Source organism: Salinibacterium sp. G-O1 (assembly GCF_030063305.1).
In the GTDB taxonomy this organism is placed as follows: domain Bacteria; phylum Actinomycetota; class Actinomycetes; order Actinomycetales; family Microbacteriaceae; genus Rhodoglobus.
On the sequence record NZ_JASISV010000004.1, the window covers coordinates 285,030 to 306,180 of the forward strand.

General features: G+C 63.5%; 20 protein-coding genes. 8 read left to right on the forward strand and 12 right to left on the reverse strand.

Translation table 11 applies throughout. The features are described from left to right. Positions 1-373 precede the first annotated feature (373 nt). The gene (locus QMG83_RS14820; protein ID WP_283506176.1) at positions 374-601 is read right to left on the reverse strand and encodes an acyl-CoA carboxylase subunit epsilon; all 228 of its coding nucleotides are present in this window, start codon (positions 599-601) and stop codon (positions 374-376) included. Continuing rightward, positions 598-2,202, reverse strand: a complete 1,605-nt coding sequence (locus tag QMG83_RS14825; protein ID WP_283506177.1) for an acyl-CoA carboxylase subunit beta — start codon at positions 2,200-2,202, stop codon at positions 598-600. Before QMG83_RS14825 ends, QMG83_RS14820 begins: the two co-directional genes overlap by 4 nt. A 76-nt stretch (positions 2,203-2,278) precedes the next feature. Between QMG83_RS14825 and QMG83_RS14830 the strand changes: the two genes are divergently transcribed. Together QMG83_RS14830 and QMG83_RS14835 are read left to right on the forward strand one after the other, a co-directional pair. Then, positions 2,279-3,076, forward strand: coding sequence for a biotin--[acetyl-CoA-carboxylase] ligase (locus QMG83_RS14830; protein ID WP_283506178.1), 798 nt, complete (start codon positions 2,279-2,281; stop codon positions 3,074-3,076). After that, the gene (locus QMG83_RS14835; RefSeq protein ID WP_283506179.1) at positions 3,073-3,552 is read left to right on the forward strand and encodes a PH domain-containing protein; all 480 of its coding nucleotides are present in this window, start codon (positions 3,073-3,075) and stop codon (positions 3,550-3,552) included. The genes QMG83_RS14830 and QMG83_RS14835 overlap by 4 nt, the downstream gene beginning before the upstream one ends. On the opposite strand, the gene QMG83_RS14840 is transcribed toward QMG83_RS14835, so the two are convergent. After that, entirely contained in the window at positions 3,515-4,024 is a 510-nt protein-coding gene (locus QMG83_RS14840; protein ID WP_283506180.1) for a GtrA family protein, read from the reverse strand. The genes QMG83_RS14835 and QMG83_RS14840 overlap by 38 nt on opposite strands. A gap of 144 nt (positions 4,025-4,168) precedes the next feature. Between QMG83_RS14840 and QMG83_RS14845 the strand changes: the two genes are divergently transcribed. From QMG83_RS14845 to QMG83_RS14855, 3 genes are read left to right on the forward strand one after another with little or no spacing between them, the layout of a single operon-like run. Continuing rightward, positions 4,169-5,275 carry a 5-(carboxyamino)imidazole ribonucleotide synthase gene (locus QMG83_RS14845; RefSeq protein ID WP_283506181.1) on the forward strand — a complete coding sequence of 369 codons (1,107 nt, stop codon included), beginning with the start codon at positions 4,169-4,171 and terminating at the stop codon, positions 5,273-5,275. Positions 5,276-5,333: 58 nt separating this feature from the next. After that, positions 5,334-5,801: a 5-(carboxyamino)imidazole ribonucleotide mutase gene (gene purE / locus QMG83_RS14850; RefSeq protein WP_283506243.1), complete on the forward strand. Its 468-nt coding sequence runs from the start codon at positions 5,334-5,336 to the stop codon at positions 5,799-5,801. After that, the gene (locus tag QMG83_RS14855) at positions 5,798-7,168 is read left to right on the forward strand and encodes an LCP family protein (protein ID WP_283506182.1); all 1,371 of its coding nucleotides are present in this window, start codon (positions 5,798-5,800) and stop codon (positions 7,166-7,168) included. The genes purE and QMG83_RS14855 overlap by 4 nt, the downstream gene beginning before the upstream one ends. A 9-nt stretch (positions 7,169-7,177) precedes the next feature. Here QMG83_RS14855 and QMG83_RS14860 read toward each other — a convergent pair whose 3' ends face one another. Together QMG83_RS14860 and QMG83_RS14865 are read right to left on the reverse strand one after the other, a co-directional pair. Further along, entirely contained in the window at positions 7,178-8,317 is a 1,140-nt protein-coding gene (locus tag QMG83_RS14860) for a glycosyltransferase family 4 protein (protein WP_283506183.1), read from the reverse strand. A gap of 43 nt (positions 8,318-8,360) precedes the next feature. After that, complete coding sequence (locus QMG83_RS14865; RefSeq protein WP_283506184.1) at positions 8,361-9,302, reverse strand: glycosyltransferase; 942 nt, start codon at positions 9,300-9,302, stop codon at positions 8,361-8,363. 144 nt (positions 9,303-9,446) lie between these two features. Here QMG83_RS14865 and QMG83_RS14870 point away from each other — a divergent pair, with 144 nt between their 5' ends. Further along, positions 9,447-11,486, forward strand: a complete 2,040-nt coding sequence (locus QMG83_RS14870; protein WP_283506185.1) for a DUF4214 domain-containing protein — start codon at positions 9,447-9,449, stop codon at positions 11,484-11,486. Here QMG83_RS14870 and QMG83_RS14875 read toward each other — a convergent pair. Genes QMG83_RS14875 through rfbB form a run of 3 tightly spaced genes read right to left on the reverse strand, consistent with a single transcriptional unit; the run spans position 11,479 to position 14,452 of the window. Next, the gene (locus QMG83_RS14875) at positions 11,479-12,612 is read right to left on the reverse strand and encodes a glycosyltransferase family 4 protein (protein ID WP_283506186.1); all 1,134 of its coding nucleotides are present in this window, start codon (positions 12,610-12,612) and stop codon (positions 11,479-11,481) included. The two genes, QMG83_RS14870 and QMG83_RS14875, sit on opposite strands and share 8 nt — an antisense overlap. Next, complete coding sequence (gene rfbD, locus QMG83_RS14880; protein WP_283506187.1) at positions 12,609-13,466, reverse strand: dTDP-4-dehydrorhamnose reductase; 858 nt, start codon at positions 13,464-13,466, stop codon at positions 12,609-12,611. Before rfbD ends, QMG83_RS14875 begins: the two co-directional genes overlap by 4 nt. Further along, complete coding sequence (gene rfbB, locus QMG83_RS14885) at positions 13,463-14,452, reverse strand: dTDP-glucose 4,6-dehydratase (protein WP_283506188.1); 990 nt, start codon at positions 14,450-14,452, stop codon at positions 13,463-13,465. The genes rfbD and rfbB overlap by 4 nt, the downstream gene beginning before the upstream one ends. Before the next feature lie 79 nt (positions 14,453-14,531). On the opposite strand from rfbB, the gene QMG83_RS14890 reads away from it, so the two are divergent. Further along, complete coding sequence (locus QMG83_RS14890; protein WP_283506189.1) at positions 14,532-15,140, forward strand: dTDP-4-dehydrorhamnose 3,5-epimerase family protein; 609 nt, start codon at positions 14,532-14,534, stop codon at positions 15,138-15,140. 2 nt (positions 15,141-15,142) lie between these two features. Beyond that, entirely contained in the window at positions 15,143-16,009 is an 867-nt protein-coding gene (gene rfbA, locus QMG83_RS14895; protein WP_283506190.1) for a glucose-1-phosphate thymidylyltransferase RfbA, read from the forward strand. A 3-nt stretch (positions 16,010-16,012) separates the two neighbouring features. On the opposite strand, the gene QMG83_RS14900 is transcribed toward rfbA, so the two are convergent. Genes QMG83_RS14900 through QMG83_RS14915 form a run of 4 tightly spaced genes read right to left on the reverse strand, consistent with a single transcriptional unit; the run spans position 16,013 to position 21,092 of the window. Further along, positions 16,013-16,972, reverse strand: a complete 960-nt coding sequence (locus QMG83_RS14900; RefSeq protein WP_283506191.1) for an NAD-dependent epimerase/dehydratase family protein — start codon at positions 16,970-16,972, stop codon at positions 16,013-16,015. Continuing rightward, positions 16,969-17,979, reverse strand: a complete 1,011-nt coding sequence (locus QMG83_RS14905) for a glycosyltransferase (RefSeq protein ID WP_283506192.1) — start codon at positions 17,977-17,979, stop codon at positions 16,969-16,971. The genes QMG83_RS14900 and QMG83_RS14905 overlap by 4 nt, the downstream gene beginning before the upstream one ends. Positions 17,980-18,006: 27 nt before the next feature. After that, on the reverse strand, positions 18,007-20,250 hold the full coding sequence (locus QMG83_RS14910) for a glycosyltransferase family protein (protein WP_283506193.1): 2,244 nt from the start codon (positions 20,248-20,250) through the stop codon (positions 18,007-18,009). Beyond that, the gene (locus QMG83_RS14915) at positions 20,247-21,092 is read right to left on the reverse strand and encodes a glycosyltransferase family 2 protein (RefSeq protein ID WP_283506194.1); all 846 of its coding nucleotides are present in this window, start codon (positions 21,090-21,092) and stop codon (positions 20,247-20,249) included. Before QMG83_RS14915 ends, QMG83_RS14910 begins: the two co-directional genes overlap by 4 nt. Between the last annotated feature and the right edge of the window lie 59 nt (positions 21,093-21,151).

A 21,151-nucleotide genomic window follows, 5' to 3' on the forward strand; every position in this document is an offset into this window, starting at 1 on the left:
TAACCCGAATATCGCCCTGACTCGCCCCCATATCATCGGCGCGCTTACCCTAGTCCGCCGATGAATGGTGGTGTCGATCACAATGTGAGACACCTAGCAATAACAACTATGCAGTGATCCGATGATGATGAAAAGTCGTCTCTTTGGGGGACGGTCGGGGGACAATGTGCCGGCAGGGGTGAGAATATCCACCGTATTGGCGCGATTTCACCCGTCGGATGTACGGAAAACCGGGGTACGTGCCCTCGATGGATGCGCTTTCCGGCAGGAATTCGGGCAAAGTTCGGGGGATTTGCACTGGAGAACCTGCGGATTTCGTTGCCACGAGGCCGCCAATATGCAGCATCCGCAACTCTGACCCCCGTTTAGGGGGCTATCCGGAGAAATTGCGCCACATGCCGGGCCCGGGCGAGAGCGGGGTGCGGATGGCCCGCTGACTGCGCTGCCAGCCCGATACGCGCGCTGCCGCATCGACAGCCATATCGTCGGCTAGCTCGTCGAGGGAGCCCTGGATGACCGCGGTCACCGCCGCCACCTCCTCGGGCGTGATGCCCGGTGACACGATCCGCAGGTCGATCGCGCCGCGTTCCGGCTGGGTCACAGCGGAATGTTCCCGTGCTTCTTGGCTGGCATCGACGATCGTTTCGTTCTCAACGCACGCAGCGCCTTGACGACAGCCACTCGGGTCGCCGCCGGCTCGATCACGCCGTCGAGCTCGCCGCGCTCAGCGGCGAGGAACGGGGATGCCACGTTGTAGGTGTACTCGTTGGCCAGACGTGCGCGTACCGCCGCGACATCCTCTCCTGCGGCCTCTGCTGCCTTGATCTCGCCGCGGTAGAGGATGTTGACGGCGCCCTGTCCGCCCATGACGGCGATTTCGGCGGTCGGCCAGGCGTAGTTGAGGTCGGCGCCCATCTGCTTGGAGCCCATCACGATGTACGCGCCGCCGTAGGCCTTGCGGGTGATGACAGTCACCAGCGGCACGGTTGCCTCCGCGTAGGCGTACAGCAGCTTCGCGCCGCGACGGATGACGCCGGTCCACTCCTGGTCGGTGCCGGGCAGGTAGCCAGGAACGTCGACGAGGGTGAGGATCGGGATGCTGAACGCGTCGCAGAAGCGCAGGAACCGCGCGGCCTTTTCGCCCGCTTCGATGTTGAGAGTGCCTGCCATCGCCTGCGGCTGGTTGGCGATAACACCCACGGTGCGACCCTCGACGCGACCGAAGCCGACGACGATGTTGGGGGCGTACAGCGGCTGCGTCTCGAGGAAATCGCCGTTGTCGACGATGTGCTCGATGATCGTCTTCACGTCGTACGGCTGGTTGGGGCTGTCCGGGATGATCGTGTTGAGCTTGCGATCCTCATCCGTGATCTCGAGCTCCACTTCGCTCTCGTAAACGATGGGCTCGGCCAGGTTGTTGTCCGGAAGGAATCCGAGCAGGGTCCGCGCATAGTCGAGTGCGTCATCCTCGTCGCTTGCAAGGTAGTGCGAGACACCGGAGATCTTGTTGTGCGTGAGGGCGCCGCCCAGCTCCTCCATGCCCACATCCTCGCCGGTGACGGTCTTGATGACGTCGGGGCCCGTGACGAACATCTGCGAGGTCTTGTCGACCATGATCACGAAGTCGGTCAGGGCGGGGGAGTACACCGCGCCACCGGCAGCAGGGCCCATGACGATCGAGATCTGCGGGATGACACCCGATGCCTGGGTGTTGCGGCGGAAGATCTCGCCGTACTTGCCGAGGGCGACGACGCCCTCCTGGATGCGGGCGCCACCGGAGTCGAGCATGCCGATGATGGGAACACCAGTCTTGATGGCGTGATCCATCACCTTGATGATCTTCTCGCCGGCGACCTCGCCGAGAGAACCACCGAAGATGGTGAAGTCCTGGGAGTACACCGCTACCTGGCGGCCGTGGATCGTGCCGAGCCCGGTCACCACTGCGTCGCCATATGGCCGCTTCTTCTCCATGCCGAACGCGTGCGTGCGGTGGCGCACAAATTCGTCGAGCTCGACGAACGACCCGTGGTCGAGAAGCTGCTCGATGCGCTCGCGGGCGGTCTTCTTGCCCTTCGAATGCTGTTTCTCGATGGCGGCTTCACCGCTCGCGGTGACCGCCTCGTGGTACCTCACCTTGAGGTCAGCGATGCGGCCTGCGGTCGTCGTCAGGTCAGGGATGTGTGGTGCGGCGTCGGAAGTCACCTTGTCACTTTACCCACCAGCGAGTTGGGCATGTCGTTGGCGGAACCTTACAGAAACGGGGGCCTAACCTGTGGGGATGCACCTTCCACTGTCGAACGCGCGCGCTGCGCGGCTCGATGTGCTGCCGCGCACAGGCTCAACCAACGCCGAACTGGTGGCGCTGGCATCCGGTGGAGCCCTTGCTCACTTCTCGGTGCTGGTGACCACAGACCAGACCGCGGGGCGCGGTCGACTGGGGCGAACGTGGCTGGCTCCGGCGGGCAAGACGCTGGCGGTTTCGGTCTTTCTCGCCACCGGCGCTGTCTCGCCGGACCGTCTCGGTTGGCTGCCCCTGATCACCGGTCTTGCCATGACCCGTGCCGTCGACTCCCTGATCGATGACCACGATGTGAGCCTGAAATGGCCGAATGACGTGCACGTGGACGGTCTCAAGATCTCGGGCATCCTGGCCGAACTGATTCCGGGTGTCGGCGTCGTGATCGGTGCAGGGCTCAACCTCACGACGACGGCGAGCGAGCTGCCGACGCCGACATCCACGTCCCTTGCCCTCAATGGATGGGGAGACGGCAGCGCCACCGCGGACGACGCGATGGTGGATGCCGCCCTCAGTGCGTACCTCGTCGAACTCGACTCGCTCTACTCGGGCCTTGCTGCCGCGGCTTTCGACGCCGACGACAGTGGCCTGCGGTCGCAGGTCGCTGCGGCATGCAGCACCATCGGACGCAGTGTCCGGGTCGATCTTCCCGACGGTGACCAGCTCTTCGGGACGGCCACCGCCATCGACGAATCCGGCAGGCTGGTGGTGTCGGGAACGAGTTTCGATGGTGTGCGGGCGATCGCGGCAGGGGACGTGACGCACCTGAGGTACGCATGAGCGTGCATCCAGACCGAGAATCGGTGATTGTGCGGCTACGGCCGCACTCCAGGGCACTGTTCTGGCCGACGGTGCTGCTGGTCGTTGTGGCCGGCGCGGTGGGGTACGTGGCCGGGCTCGCTGCCGAACAATGGCAGGTGATCACGGTGTTCGCGGCGGCTGCATTGCTGGTGATCATCGGTTGGTTTTTTCCGTTGTGCCGCTGGCTGTCTCGCCGCTACACGATCACGACGAGGCGCATCGTGGTGCGCAGCGGGATCTTTGTGCGGTCCAGGCAGGAGTTGCTGCACAGCCGCGCCCACGACGTCACTCTGCGGCGGGGAGCGCTGCAGTCGGTGTTCCGCAGCGGCGACGTGATCCTGAACGCTGGCCAGCACAACCCGGTGGTGTTGCGGGATGTGCCGTCAGCCGGTCTCGTGCAGGAGGCTCTTCACGACCTTATTGAGGGCTCGCAGCCTTCCGGGGCTGAGTGGTAGCCGCCTCGGGCTCCAGCGCGGATTCGACCGCCGGTCGCAGCGGGCGCTGCCGGTTCGGGTGGAAAACCCAGTAACGATAAAAGGTGAAGCGGAAGGCTGTGCCGAGCGCAAGGCCGACGACGTTGCTGGAGATGTTGTCTGCAAGCAACGACGTGAATCCCAGCACGTAGTGGGAGATCCAGAGGCACGACAGCGCGATCAGCATTCCGCCGATGCTGACGGCAAGAAATTCGAGGCCCTCACGCACCACCGCCGAACGCTTCGTCGCAGCGAAAGTCCAATACCTGTTGCCGACGTAGTTGGCGGCGATGGCGAGGGTCGTCGAGATGACTTTTGCGAGGAAGGGGCCCTCATGCAGGACCGACGGCTCCAAAACCGTTGCACGCAGCAGATTGAACACACCGACGTCGATGACGAGCCCAACGAGCCCGACGAGCCCGAAACGCGCGAGCTGCGTGATGAAGCGGCGCATGGGTCCTCGTTACGTCAGAATGGATGTACGTGATGTGGTCACGCGTCTAAAAGCGTAGCTACCGCAGATCGCTTCAGGCTGTGCGTCGGCTTTACGCCAGCCGCCCGCCAAACATTGCACGTCGAATTGATCCAGGAGTTGCGGATGCCCCCCATTGTCGGCGTCATCGGTGGGGGCCAGCTCGCTCGGATGATGATACCCCCCGCTGTAGAGCTTGGTATCGAGCTACGGGTGTTCGCCGAGACAGCGGGCGAATCCGCGGGAATTGCCGTCACCCAGTTGGGCGATTACCGAAACGTCGACGACGTACTGCGGTTCGCCGATGGAGTGGATGTCGTCACGTTCGATCACGAGCATGTGCCACAGAACGTGTTGAGGGCCCTGGTCGCACAGGGTGTCAACGTGAATCCGGGGCCGGATGCGCTGCAGTTCGCCCAGGACAAACTTCTGATGCGACAGCGGCTGTCAGAGCTTGGCCTGCCCGTGCCCGACTGGGCAGCCGTGGCATCCACGGTCGAACTAGACGCATTTCTGGCTGATCACGGTGGACGTGCCGTTGTGAAGACGGCGACGGGTGGCTACGACGGCAAGGGAGTGCGTGTCGTTTCCAGCTCCGCCGAGGTTGCTGACTGGTTCGAGGGCGATGTCTCGCTGTTGGTCGAGGAGCTCGTGGACTTCCGCCGCGAATTGTCGCAGGTGCTCGCCCGGCGGCCGTCTGGCGAGATCGCCCTGTGGCCCGTCGTCGAGTCGATTCAGGTGGGCGGGGTCTGCGCCGAGGTGATCGCTCCGGCACCGATGTCTGCTGGCCGGATCTCGGACATGGCTGCGCATATCGCCACCGAGATCGCCGAGCAGCTCGGCGTGACGGGTGTGCTCGCCGTCGAACTGTTCGAATCGACGGATGACCGGCTGCTGGTCAACGAGCTCGCGATGCGCCCGCACAACAGCGGCCACTGGAGCATCGATGGTTCGGCGACGAGCCAGTTCGAGCAGCACCTGCGAGCCGTGCTCGACCTGCCGCTCGGCCCCGCCACCATGCGCGAGCCATGGAGCGTCATGGTTAACGTTCTGGGCGGCACCAGCGAAAATCACTATCCGAGAGCTCTGGCGGATCAACCAGAGGTGAAATATCACTTCTATGGAAAAACACCAAGGCCCGGCAGAAAGGTCGGGCACGTCACCGCTGGAGGTGCCGATCTGGACACCGCCGTCTACAGCGCGCGTGCCGCAGCGGCGTTCTTTGAGAAATGACACCTACCATTGGTGCGTGTCTGAACCAGAAGTAGAAGCTGCCCTCGTTGCGGTCGTCATGGGCTCCGATTCCGATTGGAGCGTCATGGCAGACGCTGCGGCGGCATTGCGCGAGTTCGGGATCGCCCATGAGGTGCAGGTCGTTTCTGCGCACCGCACCCCGGAAAAGATGATCGCCTTTGGCAAGGCGGCGTCAGCCAGGGGCATCCGCGTCATCATTGCCGGCGCCGGAGGGGCAGCACACCTGCCCGGAATGCTTGCGTCAGTCACCACCCTTCCCGTGATCGGTGTGCCGGTGCCCCTCGCAAAACTCGACGGCCTCGACTCGCTGCTGTCCATCGTGCAGATGCCTGCTGGCATCCCGGTGGCGACCGTCTCTATCGGGGGTGCGCGCAACGCGGGAATCCTCGCCGCACGAATCATTGGCTCAGGGGACGAAGCGCTTAGCGCGAAGCTCGCGGCATTCGCCAGCAGCCTCGAAGCGATGGTGGAAGAGAAGAACGCCGCCCTGATCAGGTCGCTATGAGCCAGACGTCGCTCGCCTCCGCCTACCCCGTCCGATATCCGGACGCGGGCTCACAGCCCGTGATGACCCGGCGCGCGTGGGTGCTCGTGGTGATGAACGTCCTGATCCCCGGCTCCGCACAGCTTTTGGCGGGCAATAAGAAGCTCGGGCGTTTCGGTGTGAGCGCGACCTTCGTACTCTGGGCACTCGTCATCGTGGGCGGCCTGACTTTCGTGCTTGCGCAGGCAGCCTTCATCTCCGTCGCCACCAACTACTGGGCGCTGTGGGTCGTGCAGGTGTTGTTGGTGTTCTACATCGTGCTGTGGGTCGTGCTTACCCTCGACACGGTGCGTCTGATTCGCCTCGTGCGGGTCGGGCCGCGTGCCAGAGGGTTCGTTGCGGGGGTCGCCGTGCTGGCTTTGGTCGCCACCGGCGGAACCGTCGCGTACGGCGCGATGGTCGCCGGCGTCACCCGGTCCACTGTCGACTCCATCTTCTCGGGCGGCCAGATCGAAGATCCCGTCGATGGCAGGTACAACATCCTGTTGCTCGGGGGCGACGCCGGTCCCGATCGCGACGGGCTGCGGCCAGACAGCATTTCGGTCGTGAGCATCGAGGCAGCGACCGGAAAGCCGACGATTTTCGGCCTTCCGAGAAACCTGGAGTACGCGCCGTTCGCGGCCGATTCACCCATGATCGCCGAATACCCCGAGGGTTACGGAGTCAACGGCTGCAACGTTGACGTGTGCCTTCTGAACTCGATCTACACAGAAGTGCAGCTCATGAGTTCTGACCTTTACCCCGACGCCGAGGCTGCGGGCAGCAGTCCGGGAATCGAGGCTATGCGCGACGCAGCCGAGGGGATCCTCGGGATCAAGATCCAGTATTACGCCCTCATTGACATGCAGGGTTTCAGCCAGCTGATCGACGCCCTCGGGGGAATCACGATCAACTCACAGGGGCGCTACCCCATCAACGGCGACGTTGACGCGGCCGGCAACCCGATCGACGTAGATGGATGGATTGAGCCGGGCGTGCAGGTGATGGACGGGTACACAGCCCTCTGGTACGCACGCTCCAGGTACAGCACCAGCGACTACGACCGGATGGCGCGCCAGCGCGAAGTCCAGGAAGCTGTTCTCGAGCAATTCGAACCGGCAAACGTGCTCACCAAGTTCCAGGGCATAGCCGAGGCGGGCGCCGAGGTCGTCAAGACGGACATCCCTCAGGGCATGCTGGGATACTTCGTCCAGTTGGCGGGCAAGGCGCGGACACAGGAGATCGCGAGTGTCGAACTCGTGCCACCGAACGTCGATCCCGAGCAGCCCGACTACGAGTATGTGCGCCAGCTCGCCTCAGAGGCACTGGTGCTGAGCACCGCTCCCTGACCTGACGACTTAGAGGTCGGCGTGCAGCTGCCAGACTTTGTCGGCGGAATTTCGCCAGCTGAAGACCTTCGAACGATCCATGCCCGCGTAGCCGAGACGGCTGGCGAGCTGGGAATCGTCGATCACAGAGTCGATCGCGCCAGCCAGTCGTTCGACGAACGTTGCGTCATCATCGAGGGCCACGACGAGACCAGCGTCAGCGGCGACCTCCATTAGCGCTGGCACATCGGTGTGGATGACCGGAGTGCCCAGATGCATCGCCTCGAGTACGGGGAGCCCGAACCCTTCGGCGAGGCTGGGGTAGGCGAACACTGTCGCCCTGTCCATTGCCACAGCGAGATCGCTGTTCGAGAGGTAGCCGAGAGTTTTGACACGCTCCGGTGCTACCCCTGCTGCGGCGGCAAGCTCGTCAACATCGACGTCGCCCCAGCCTTTCGGGCCGGCGATGATGAGGGGGATGTCGGCATCCGAGGTGGAGGCCATCGCCCTGATCAGCCGGTCGAGGCCCTTGCGGGGTTCGAGAGTGCCGACGGCCATGACATAACGCTCGGGGAGATCGAGCCGTTCTGCTCGCTCATCACCATCCGCGGGGACCTCGAGCGTTGAGCTGACGGCTCCGCCGATAACGCGGATGCGGTCGCCGAAGTCGATGATCTCAGAGAGCTGCTCTGCGACAGCGTGAGTGGGGACCACCACGCCGTCGGCATACCGCTCCGCCCGCTTCGCCATGGCCTTGTGCCAGGCGACACCGTGCGGCGTCAGGGTCTCGGGATGGCTCCACGGAACAGTGTCATGAATGGTGACGACGACCTGATCGCCTCGGTTGAGTCGATCATGGCGGTGGAGTGGGGCCATCATGCTCGTGGAATGCAGCATCCCTCGCCCGGGCAGTCGCGTAAAGCCGTGTTGCCAGGCGGTGGTGAGTTCTCGCCGCGCGAGGGCACTCTTGTACAGGCCAGACAGTCCGGGAAGCTTCGCCGCAATCTCGTCGTACGCGCTCTGCGGAGACGATGAGACGATGCCGACGACATCGCAGCCGGATGGGGCGGTGTTGATGAGTTCCCGGGTTATTTCTTCGGTGTACCGGCCGATTCCGCCTGGTACAGCTGCAACCATCTGATCGATGATCACGCGCAGCGTCGTAGTCAATTGCGCTCCCAATAAGTCGGTGAAAGCCTACCAGTGCCGCCGTTCACCACACCCCGCAGGCGATAAGCGCCCCGATGACGAACCGATCCCTGGGCCTGCGTCTGAGCGACCCAGCCGTTGCGGCGAGCGCGAGCCGCGACCGCACACCGGTATCGGCCATCAGGGAGTTCATGCGCTGAAGCCCCGGCCGGGTGGCATCCGACGCGACTTTCAGCCCAACCTCGGCGTGGATGAGCGCCTGCTGCCTGTGCCATTTGCTCTGGATGAGGCGCAGTCGCGCCAATGCAGGGGCGCCGCCCACATTGGAACCCATCACGTTGTTCTCGTGCTGTCGGTAGTCGACCGTCGGCTCGGCATCGATGTGCCAGCCCCAGCCGCGGGCCCGGACGATCGCGTAGATCAACGAGTCGTGGTACTCAGCAGTGCGGGCCAGCGGATCGTCCCGCAGCACATCGCGAACCAGTGCAACCACCGCGGGGGTCATGAGAAACGTGGATCCGGGCCCGGGGCTTTCGGTGAGGTAGTCGAACCTGCGCTGCGGATAGCTCTTGCGCACGAGCGTGCGTCGGCCGTCGGCGTCGAAAGACGTGATGCTGGATGAGACGGCTGCGACCCTGCGGGCAAGGATCAGCTCGGCGTGACGCTCCAGTTTGTCTGGCACCCAGATGTCGTCCTGATCGGCGAGCGCGACGAGGTCAGCGTCGTGGGTGTCTGCGCGTTCGATGAGTCGATAGAAGTTTGCGGCGGCGCTTCCCGACGGCTCGTCGGCGGGCAATACTGTAACCCGCGGTTCGCGCGACGCCAGGTCGTTGATCCAGTCGACGGTGCCATCGACCGATCCGTCGTCCATGATGACAACCCGCACGGCTACCCCGCGCTGGTTCAGGATGCTTGTGACCTGGTCGGGCAGCCAGCGCCTGCCGTTGAAGGTCGCGAGGAGCACAGTGACCCGGGGTTGGTGTGCTGGCGGGTTGTGGCTGTGCATGGCATAGCCATGATAGTTGCTGGCCGATTTCCCCGAACTGGGGTAAAGCGCTGCATTGTCTTTCACTTGGCGCCAGCCCTAAAATCTGTGAACTGGCGTGTTCGCGCGTGCATGCGTCACGCCGGGAACCATCGGGGGTCGTTCGTGAAGTTTTTCCACAGTACTGCGCTGTCTGCCGGCGTCGTCGCGCTCCTTGCCGCGAGTTTTGTCGTTGTTCCTGCCGCACCGTCGATCGCAGATACCCCGGTCGACGTCGAGCGGATGATCGACTTTGCGCCCGGAGATTTCGTCGATGAGGCACGCGCGCTGCCCCCTGAGCTTGTTGAAGCAGTAAACCGGGATCTCGGCATTTCCGGCGAGCAATACCTGGCCGAATCGGCAGCAGCGGTGCGGGCGCCTGAGGTGGTTGAGTCGCTCACTGCCGTGGGCGTCGATGTGCTCGGTTCCCGCATGGACGGCACAAACCTCGTCGTGAATATTGCTGACGCCGCGGACGAGGCGGTCGTAGCGAGCGCCGGAGCTGCCGCAGAGATTGGCGAGCCGGCTCCCTTCGACATCAACGACATGGTCCTTTCGTTTTCGGCAGATATCTACGGTGGGCAGGGCTACTACTACGAAGCTGCAAACAACACGGCATTTCGTTGCTCCATTGGGTTCAACGGCTTTGCCTCCAGCGGTGCGAAGGAATTCCTGACCGCCGGGCACTGCACGAACACGGTTCGCGGCGGTGTGTGGTCTCTCCAGATGACCGCTCCGGACGCAGCGGGCTCCAAGGATGCAACTCTCGGGTACCCCGTTCCGGGAACCACGTCTGTGAGCACAGGGGGATATGACGTTGGTCGCATCTCGGTGCCCTCCGCGGTCAACGCCGTTCCCAGCGTGCTCACCTGGGGTGGAAGCACCGGCGCGCCGCTGTCATCGACGCCGTTGAAGATCACCGGCCGCTCCGCCGCCACCGTCGGCGCGAGCGTCTGCAAGTCGGGAAGCACCACCGGATGGACCTGCGGGGTCGTGCGTGAGGTCGACTATGACGCGAACGTTCAGGGGTCGACCGTCAACTCCGTGGTCACCACCGCCTGCACGCGCCCTGGCGACAGCGGTGGATCTGTCGTGATGGGCAGCGTCGCGGTGGGAGTGACGTCATGGTCGGTCGATTCGGACAGCAGCGGCACGGTGTCCTGCGGGGACTCCCGCTACGCCGCCGGGGCCTTCCCGATGGATTCGGCGGCAGGAAAAGCAAGCGTCGCAAAGATCTATGGTTCGAGTTGGACCCTCGCGACAACCGTGGAGAGTCCCGTTGTCTCCACGCCCACAGACCGTACCAAGTTCGATTCGATCCAGGGCACCGTTTCTGGTGCAACCTCGGGAAGTGTTGTCGACGCCTACCTCGATGGGTCGTCGTCATACTTCGCGAGAGTCTCTGCAACATCAGGATCGTTCGTCATCCCTCTGCGCGATGTAACGGCTGGTGCGCACAAGGTGATTCTGATCCATCGGTCGGGCAGCAGCTCATCGGCCTCCATCCGCTCTGATGTCACTATTTCTGACCTGTCTGACCGGTTGTTCGTGCAGCAGGTCTATCGCGATTTCCTGAACCGCGAAGCCACCTCAACCGAGCAGTCGATGTGGATGTCGAAGCTGGCTGCCGGATCGACGAACACCCATGGTGTCGCGACCGCGCTGTCGCAATCCGACGAGTGGATCAGCACGGTCATCTCCGGGTACTACAGGGACACGCTGCAGCGTGAGCCAGACGCACGCGGCTTGGCATATTGGACGTCGCTGGCTCGCTCCGGAATGCCTGTGTCACAGATCGCGGCGGCGTTCTACTCCTCGGCCGAGTACTTCCGCACGGTCGGCGAGAGCAAGAACCGAACGTGGGTGGCAGACCTGTACGACAAGCTGCTGCTGCGCACCGGCGAAACGAGCGGGGTGAACTACTGGGTCTCGACGATCGAATCAGGAGTCGCTCGCGTCACCGTTGCATACAGCTTCTACCAGTCGTCCGAGACTCTGGGCGTGCGGGTCAACTCCATTTTCCAGAAGCTCCTGCACCGCACGGGGTCAACGAGCACCGTTGCGTACTGGTCGAAAGTCGTGGGCGGCCAGGGCGACCTCGTGCTCGCAGCCGCCGTCGCTGGTTCAGCCGAGTACTACGAGAACGCTCAGGCGTCGGCTAGCTAGCACCGGCGACACGGTAGCACTCCAGGTGGTGCGACGCGGTTCTCGTCCAGGTGAATTCCTCGGCCCGCGCAGCGCCCATCCTGGCGAGTGACGCGCGTTCCACGGGGTCGGAGAGCAATCGCGCCATCGTTGCGGCGAGTGCCGGGGCATCCGGCTCCGAGTATGCGACCGCATCACCGCCGACCTCCGGCAGTGCCAGTCGCCGGGTGGTCAGCACCGTGCTTCCGCACGCCATCGCCTCCAGCACCGGCAAACCAAACCCTTCGCCCAGACTCGGGTAGGCGAGGATCGTCGCGCCGCCGAGAAAGGCGGGAACGAGATCGAGACCGACGTATCCGAGGCTGATGACGCGCCCGGGCTCCGACACTGCCGCGATGTCATCCGTGATGGCCTCGCCCCATCCTGCGCCACCCGCGATGGCGAGGGGCATGACGTCGCCCCACGCCGCATCCCAGCCTTGGACGAGCTTCTGGTAGGCCTTCAGCAGCTGGGGGAGGTTCTTGCGGGGCTCGATCGTTCCGAGAAAGCCAATCCAGCCGGATGATCCGAGCCCCAGTGTGACGGCTGCGGCGGTGACGGCCTCTGGCGTCGGTGGGTGAAACAGTTTTCGATCCACACCATGGTGGATCACCACGTAGGAGAGGCCCCGTCGTCGACGCGTGAAACGGTCGAGTTCGGATGCCGTGGCGTGACTGGGAACGATGATCACCCGTGCGAGTCGCCCGGCGAGCCTGATCCAGCTGCGGAAGAACACTCGCTTGAACCGGGTGTGCACCCCGGGGTCGCTGAAGAAGGTTGCGTCGTGAAAGGTCACCACCCGCGCTCGCCGTGTGAACAACGGAAGCGTGTAGTGGGGAGAGTGGATGACCGAAGCCCGAGCCCGTCTGGCGACGGCCGGCAGCCTGAACTGTTCCCAGAGCAGGCGCGCGCCCACGCCGCGGATGCCTTCCTGCGGCAGCACCTCGGCCGTGGGGGCAAGTCGGCGGTAGTGTTCGGCATCGTGCGCCTGGCACGCGACAATGACGGGTTCATCGAAGGCGGCGATCAGCTCGTCGATGTATCGACCAACGCCTCGTCGATCGCTCGGGACCGCTGTTACGTCGACGAGGGTTCGCGGCACTGTCACTGCGGCGATCCGAATGCCCCTGATGCAAACGCAGACTGCAGCGCGGACTTCCAGTCGCGCATGGGCTGAAGCCCCGCTCGCTCCCAACCGTCGTGCCCGAGCACGGAAAATGAGGGCCGCGGTGCCGGGCGCACGAACTTCGAGCTGTCCGTCGGTTTGACACGTTGAGGGTCGAAGCCTCCCAACTCGAAGACCGCCTGGGCGAAATCGAACCAGGTCGCCTCGCCAGAATTCGTGCCGTGGTAAATTCCGGCCGGCGCGTCAGCGTCCAGCATGGCCACGATGCGCGCGGCGAGATCCATGGTCCACGTGGGCTGACCAAGCTGGTCGCCAACGACCTCGACGGTGTCGCGCTCGTTAGCGAGACGCAGCATGGTCGCGGCAAAATTGCCTCCGTGCTGGCCGTAGAGCCACGCTGTCCTGACGATGCGCGTGCCCGTGGGGTGGATCTCCAGGGCACGGCGTTCGCCCTCGGCCTTCGTGCGGCCATACGCTGAAACCGGATTACGCGGCGCGTCCTCTGCGTACGGTGTTGTCGCAGTGCCGTCGAACACGTAATCGGTCGACACCTGGACCAGCGCTGCGTCGACATCGGCGGCTGCGCTGGCGAGGTTCGCCGCTCCGGTCGCGTTGATGGCGAGCGCCTCGTCTTCGTGCATCTCGGCATCATCCACCTTCGTGTACGCCGAAGCGTTGATGATGACGTCGTGGCCCTCCACCGCTGCGCGAACAGCCTGCGCATCCGTGACATCGAGCTCGGCGCGGGTGAGGGCTGTGACGTCGCGGCCGGAGAGAACCCGTTGCAGATCAGTGCCGAGCATGCCGCCGGCACCGGTCACGAGGTAGCGGGTCACAGCGCTGCGCGCTCCTTGAGGGGCTCCCACCACTGGCGGTTGTCTCGGTACCACTGCACGACGTCAGCGAGTCCCTGTTCGAACGGTACGAGCGGTGCGTACCCCAGTTCGCTCTGAATCTTGGAGATGTCGACGCTGTATCGCAGGTCGTGGCCGAGGCGATCCTGCACCCGGTCGACATACGACCAGTCTTTGCCGGTGGCATCCAGCAGCATCTGGGTGAGCTCTTTATTGGTCAGCTCGGTTCCGCCACCAATGTTGTAGATCTCGCCGGCCCGGCCGCTCTCCAGCACCATGGCGATGCCGCGGGTGTGGTCGTCGACGTGCAGCCAGTCGCGAATGTTGTTGCCCTCGCCGTAGAGCGGAACGTGCTTGTCATCGATGAGGTTGGTGACGAAGAGCGGGATGACCTTCTCGGGGAAGTGGTATGGCCCGTAGTTGTTGCTGCACCGGGTGATAGACAGGTTCATGCCGTGGGTGCGGAAGTAGCTGCGCGCGAGCAGATCGCTGCCGGCCTTCGACGCCGAGTACGGCGAGTTGGGCTCGAGCGGGCGCTGCTCATCCCAGGAGCCTTCGGCGATCGAGCCGTAGACCTCGTCAGTGGAGACGTGCACGAAACGCTCGAGGTTGTTGCGAAGCGCGGCGTCCAGCAGGCGCTGTGTTCCGAGTACGTTCGTTTCGACGAAGATGCCCGAATCTTTGACCGAGCGGTCGACGTGCGATTCGGCGGCAAAGTGCACAACGGCGTCCACGCCCGGGAGCAGGCGATCCAGAAGTTCGGAATCGCGGATGTCGCCCTCGACGAAGGAGTACCGCGGTGAGTCCGCGACCGGCGCGAGGTTCTGCAGGTTACCGGAATATGTCATCGCGTCGAGGACGAAGACCTCGGCGCCCTCGAGGCCCGGGTACGCATCTTCGAGGGTGCGGCGCACGAAGTTCGAGCCGATGAAACCGGCGCCGCCGGTGACGAGAATTCGCTGTGGCATAAATTTGCTCCCTATAATCTCGAACGATTGTACCGGCCCACAAGCATCTGGCTCTCATGCCGCTTGCTAGGCTGACGACGTGCAAATCCGACCTCTGTCCATTTCCGGAGCGTTCGAGTTCACCCCGGTCATCAGGGGTGACGAGCGTGGCGCGTTCGTCGAGACCTACCGTTTCGAGGCGCTCGAAGAGGCGGCAGGCCACCCGCTCAACCTTCGTCAGGCAAACCTCTCTACCTCAGCGAAGGCAGTGGCGCGCGGCATCCACTACGCCCTCGTTCCTCCGGGGCAGGCGAAATATGTCAGTGCCCCCTACGGCGCCTTCATCGACTTCATCGTGGACATCAGGGTCGGCTCACCCACATTCGGTCAGTGGGACTCCGTCATCATCGATGACAAGGATCGCCGCATGGTGTATCTGGCCGAGGGACTTGGCCATGCCATTGTGGCGCTGACCCCGGGCGCGACGGTGTCGTATCTGGTGTCTGAGGTCTACAACCCCGAACGGGAGTTGTCTCTCAACCTTCTCGACCCCGAGATCGGGCTCGTCTTTCCCTTCGACCCGGACGCGCTGCTGACATCCGCACGCGATACCGAGGCTCCGACGCTCGCCGAGGCTGGCGAATTGGGGCTCCTGCCCCGGTGGGATGAGTGCAACGCCTATTACACGTCACTCGAGAACGGAATCTGAGTATGAAGGGCATCATCCTCGCGGGCGGTTCAGGCACGCGCCTGTACCCCATCACCAAGGGCATCTCGAAGCAGCTCATGCCCATCTTCGACAAGCCGATGGTTTACTACCCCCTGTCGACGCTGATGATGGCGGGAATCAGCGAGATCCTGATCATCACCACACCGGATGACCAGCCGCAGTTCCAGCGGCTTCTCGGTGATGGCAGCGCGCTCGGCATCACCATCGAGTATGCGGCACAACCCAGCCCCGATGGCCTGGCGCAGGCATTCATCATCGGCGAAGACTTCATCGGCACAGACAGCGTGGCTCTCGTGCTCGGCGACAACATCTTCCACGGTGCAGGTCTTGGCGGATCGCTGCGCGCGAATACCGAGATTGATGGGGCGCTGATCTTCGCGTACCACGTCGCCGAACCCCGTGCCTATGGTGTCGTCGAGTTTGACGAGGACTTCGCAGCGCTCTCGATCGAAGAAAAGCCCACGAACCCGAAGAGCAACTTCGCGGTTCCTGGCCTCTATTTCTACGACAACTCCGTGGTCGAGATCGCGAAGGCCGTTGCGCCCAGCGCTCGCGGTGAGATCGAGATCACCGCCGTCAACGACGCCTATCTGAAGAGCGGGTCACTGCGCGTACAGGTTCTCGATCGCGGGACGGCGTGGCTCGACACCGGCACATTTGAGTCGATGATGCAGGCCTCCGAGTACGTGAAGGTCATCGAAGACCGGCAGGGCTACAAGATCGGTTGCATCGAAGAGATCGCCTGGCGCGCCGGCTGGATTTCTGATGAGCAACTTGCCGAACTCGCGAAGCCGCTGCTCAAGAGCGGTTACGGCAGCTACCTCTCGCAGCTGTTGACCGCACGGTAGTTCTCAGCTCACGAGCTCCATGAGAACCGCCCGCATGGTGCGGTCGATGCCCACGGGCAGCGGGGTGAGCGTGCGGCTATCGAGGTGGGTCCACACGGTGGAGTGGAGCCGCAAATCGAGCCCCTGAAGTGATGCTGCGGCAGATTGGCCGAGCATGACGTGCGGTTTCGCCTTCGCGAGGGCGTGAAAATGACCGAGGAGCTCCCCGATGGTGACGGCCTGCCCTGAGGCGAGGATCTTCATCTGCTGGATGGGTCCCGTCAGCGACCGCAGGTAGTCGAGGGAATCCAGGATCAGTTCGGCGCAGTCATCGACGTAGATGTAATCGCGAACCGTGTCGAGCGAAACGAAGATGGACGCCGGTGCTGGCGAGTACTGCGCCTTAGCGAGGTGGGAGATCAGGCCTTGCATCTTGCCGAGCTTCTGGCCGGGTCCGTAGAGGTTGGCGATTCGGCCTGCCAGGCTGGACAGCGCGTGTGCGCTGGCAAATGCGGCAACGGCGGCCTCGGCATCCAGCTTGAAGCGCCCGTATGGCGAGATCGGTGCGGGCGTTGTGTCTTCAGAAAATGGTGGTGCGAGTGACCCGCCGTAGATTCCCCCGGCAGATGACGAGTAGAAGATGCTTCCACGTGGCGGGGTCGCGGTGCTGCTGACGCTCTCGATGACCTTCCCGGCAGCGTCGAAGATGGCCCTGAGCTGCCCCAGCTCCCGGTCGAGATCGGTTTGGGGTGTCGACGTTACTCCCGCCCCACCCGCCCAGATGATGGCCCAGTCGTCGTCGGCGATGGATGCGGCGTTGAGAAGCTCGCGCATGATTGCTGCACTCGAAATCGGCAGGGCCGATGGGTCATCCCAGGGGAGGGGAGCGCTTGGCAGCAGTTCCCAGTTGGGATGCCGAGCGATGGTGGCGGTCAGGGCGGAACCCAGAAGCCCGCTGGCTCCGATCACCCAGGCGACGGTCACGGGGTTCGCTGGCGTCCGAGCGGACCAGACGTTGGATCCGAGGTGATTAGGTAGGGCGGGCGGCCCATGGCCATGTTGACGTTGACGCCGATGTATTCCGCGATGATTCCGAGTGAGACGAGAATTGCGCCAGAGCTCAACAGCAGCACCACGATCATCGATGCCCAGCCCGCTGTGTCGACGTGACCCGTCAACCTCGTGATCAGGATGAAGATCGCAACGAGAACCCCGATCGCCCCGAATACCGCGCCGACGACGCTCACGAGCCTGAGCCCGCGGGTGCCGCTGGAGAGCACCATGCGCCAGAAGTGCGAGAACAGCCTGCGTGGTGAGTACCCGGATTGCCGGTCGCCCTCGTCGCGCAGCATGAGGGGCGTGGTTGCTACCCGTGCTGCCACCCAGCCGAGTGCCACATCGAGGTAGACCCCCGCGCCGCTGTAGGCGGCAACACTTCGACCGACGTTGCCAAGGATAAGCCTGAAGCTCTGGTACTCGGAGGCATTGGATCCAGCGAACAGCTTCGTCAGCACCCACTTCGCGCCCTTGGACGCTGAGTTTCGCAGGAAGCCATGCGAGGGCTTGTTCAGGGGGCTCATGTAGACGACGTCGGCCTGTTCGCGCATCGCGGTGTCGAGGAGGGAGCCGATGCCGGCAGGATCGTGCTGGCCATCCTCATCGAGCGTGACGATCCACTCGCCACCGGACGACGCCATGCCGGCCAGGGTTGCGGCGTGCTGGCCGAAGTTCTTGCTCAGCCAGACAGAACGCACGAAGGGATGTAGCGCTGTCAGCTCCCGGATCACGCGGGGGGAGTCGTCTCTGCCGTTGTCGAAAACCAGCACGACTTCGGTCACGCGGAAGGGATGACCGTCCGGGGTGGTGGACTCTGCGGTGAGCGGCTCGATCTCGCCGATGACGCCCGCGAGAGTTTTTTCCCCTCCGTATACCGGAATCACAACAGAAATGAGGTGCGTTCGGCCCCACGCGTTGTCGCTACTGACTGTCACTTAACCTGACCTTTGCACGTTGAGAAGTCACCGCAGGAACTGCGCGACCGAGTCCTCAAGGTAATCGTAGTGGGCGATGATCAGCCCGGGAGAGGGAGCGCCGTCTGCGTCTGCCAGATCGAGGCCGACAGCGGTCTGACCCGACTGGGCGACCACGGAGAACGAAACCTGCGCGATTCCGTCGACAAAATTGACCGCTTGCGTCGAGCCGTCCGGCAGTCTCATCGTCACGACAAAGCCATCAGAACCGGGGCTCAGCAACGTCAGGTTCACTGAAACCGGCGTTGGCTCGTCTCGCTCGCTCGTCAGTGTCAGCGTGGATGTCGGAGCTCCTGCGACATACTCCTTCGTGCCGGAGCCGCTCACGCGCGGTGAGAAGCTGGGCGCTGTGGCTATCGTCACCGGATTCGTCACCGCCGCGGCGATCTCAGACAACTCACTCTCTGAGTGCTGCGATGCGAGGGATGACCTCAGTTTCTCAAGGTTGAAGAACACATAGGTGCCATTGCTGCTGGCGCTCGGGGTGCCCACGCTCGTGGTCAGACCGTTTACCAGGTCCGCTCTGTCGGCCTCTGGCAGCCCCGTCAAATCGATGTGAATTCCGGCGAATCCGCTGGCGGCAGCGAGCGTGGCTATGTCGCCTGGCGAAAGATGCTCGAGCACTTCTGGGTAGTCAGCGCGGGGCCGACCCTTGATGCCGCCCGAACTCCAGCGCAAATCCTTGGAGTGAAGATAGGGGATAAGGGCGTTTGATCCGAGCACGCCGGTGACGCTGACCGTTTCGGGGAACGGTTGGTACGGCAGCTGGAGGATCGACGACCCGGTGGGGACTGATCGTTCCACCGACGTGATCCATGCCTGGTCCTCGTCGAATGCTGCCTGTTGCGAGGCGAACGCCGCTCCATAGCTGGCCGGTGTCTGGTCGACGTACCCGACCCCCACCACAGCGATCGCGACGGCGACGGCTAACGCTCGCGTCACGGGGATGGACCGGATGCGCTTGGTGGCTGCCGTGATGGCGGCATCCAGCAGCAGCCCGACGGCGGCGAGACAGATCAGAGCGATGAGAATCGACATTCGATTCCACCCGCGAAGCGACGCTGTGACGAATGAGATGATCGTGGACAGGCCGCCGATCGTACTGAACAGGAACGCCACAAACGTCAGGGCGGCCAGCTGGCCGAGAATCTGGAACCTGGGGGTGCTCGCGATAGAACGCGCGCGCACTGAACCCCACGCAGAAGCCATGAAGGCGATGATGAGAAACAGGGCGATAAACCCGAAGGCAGCGATGGCGCCCAGGGCCGGCTGCTCAGAGCCGAGTGGGTACGTCTGGTCGTACGAGTTTCGAATGTGGGCGAGGAAACCGATGCGGTGGCTCGGCCACGGCAGGATCAACTGCGACAGTTTGAGGGCAAAGATCTCGGCCTCAGCATTGTTGCGCTCGAATCCGCCCGGGTTATCCCCGGCGATCTGTGCGTAGATGATGTCGGGTGCCATGTTGATGAGCATGACCATGGCGGTCACCACACCCACAACGGCCGCGCCCCAGAAACGCTTCCACTGGCCGGAGCCGACCAGCCTCACGAGTCCGCTGAAAGCCAGCAGGATCAAAAAGAAAACCGCGTAGTACGACTGTGCCGTGCCGGTGAGGGCGGCGATGGCGAGGGTTCCCAGGCTCTTCGGAGTCGCCCACCGAAGAAGGCGCGGGCCGGTGGCCCTGAGCGCCCACAAAGCCTCACCCCGGATGGCGGAGATGACAAGCGCAAGCGCGAAGGGAATGACGTAGTACGACGACAGCCACAGATGGCTCTCGCCGCGAAGGAAATGGTAGGGGCTGATCGCGAACACAACGCCGAGTGCCAGGGCAATGGCGCGTGACATTCCGAGGCGCCTGAAGAGCCACAGGGCGGCAACGGCGGCGAGCGGGAAACCGATGATGAAGTAGACGTTCATCGCGACGGCCCAGTCGTGGGTGAAGAGCGACAACACCTTTGCGGCGATGAAGTGCAGATTGTCGGCGGTGGGGAAGTCGTTGTACGTCTGCCCGAACGGTGCCCCGAGAAGCCGCTGGTATTCGTACCAGCCCGTTTCGATGACGGTCTTGAAGTGCGCGCCCGTCGGGAGGGCGTCGCCCGAGTAGGTCAGCGGAACGTCAATCCTGGCTTTCCACAATTGCAGAGCCCAGAACGTCACGAATGTCGTGACAGCGAACGTCAAAACGTACAGAAGCCGATCAGCGCGATGCCACTCCTTACGCAACCACCTCACGACGCCGCTCGTTCGCTGGCCTTCATTCGTCTCCGGAGAACGATGTAGGCGGCTCGTCTAAGCGCTGCCATCCCGAGCGCCGCGAGGTTACCGCGCCGAAGGTCGGCCCGTGAGATCACCGAATGCTGGGCGAACAACCAGGTGTGGAATCCTGCGGCCTGGGATGCCTGGCTGCGCGCCAGCCTGACGCTCCACTGGCTGTCTGACACGCGGAAGCTGGCGAGGGGCTCGTTGATTGCCACGAGATCTCCCTCGAGCAGGACGCGCACGTACGTTGCCTCATCGATGAGGTACGGGTACGACGAATCCCACCATCCGACCCTTTTCAGGACGTCGGTGTGAAGCATCACACAGGCGGGTTCGCCGAACAGGTTGGTGCCACTGATCACAGTATTTCGGATCGCGGTTGCGCCGGAAACGAGCCCGGTCATGCCGCCCAACCCGCGGTTTCTAATAATGGGGCGATCGTTCGCATCAACGATGTCGCGCGACACCGCCGACAGGGTCGACGATGGGTTCTTGTCCAGAGCGGCGACCTGCCGCTCGATGAGGGTCGGCGCGATGAGGTCATCGCCGCACACCAATTTGAGGTATTTCTCGGTTGCTTCCTGGCTGACCCGGTTCCAGTTGCGCAGGGCGCCGCCGCCAGCCTCAGTCTGAAGCAGGGTGACCCTGTCGTCAGCGGCGTACTTTTGCAGCAATTGCCAGGTGGAGTCGGTCGACGCGTGATCGGCGACGATGATCTCAAGGTCCGTGTGGGTCTGCGCGAGAATCGAGTCCATGGTGCGCTCGATGTATTCGGCATTGTTGTAAGCGGGGACGACCACTGACACGCGGGTCACTGGCTGACCATCCGGTGCTGGGCTAATTTCGTCACAGTTGTCCTTATCGTGGTGATGCT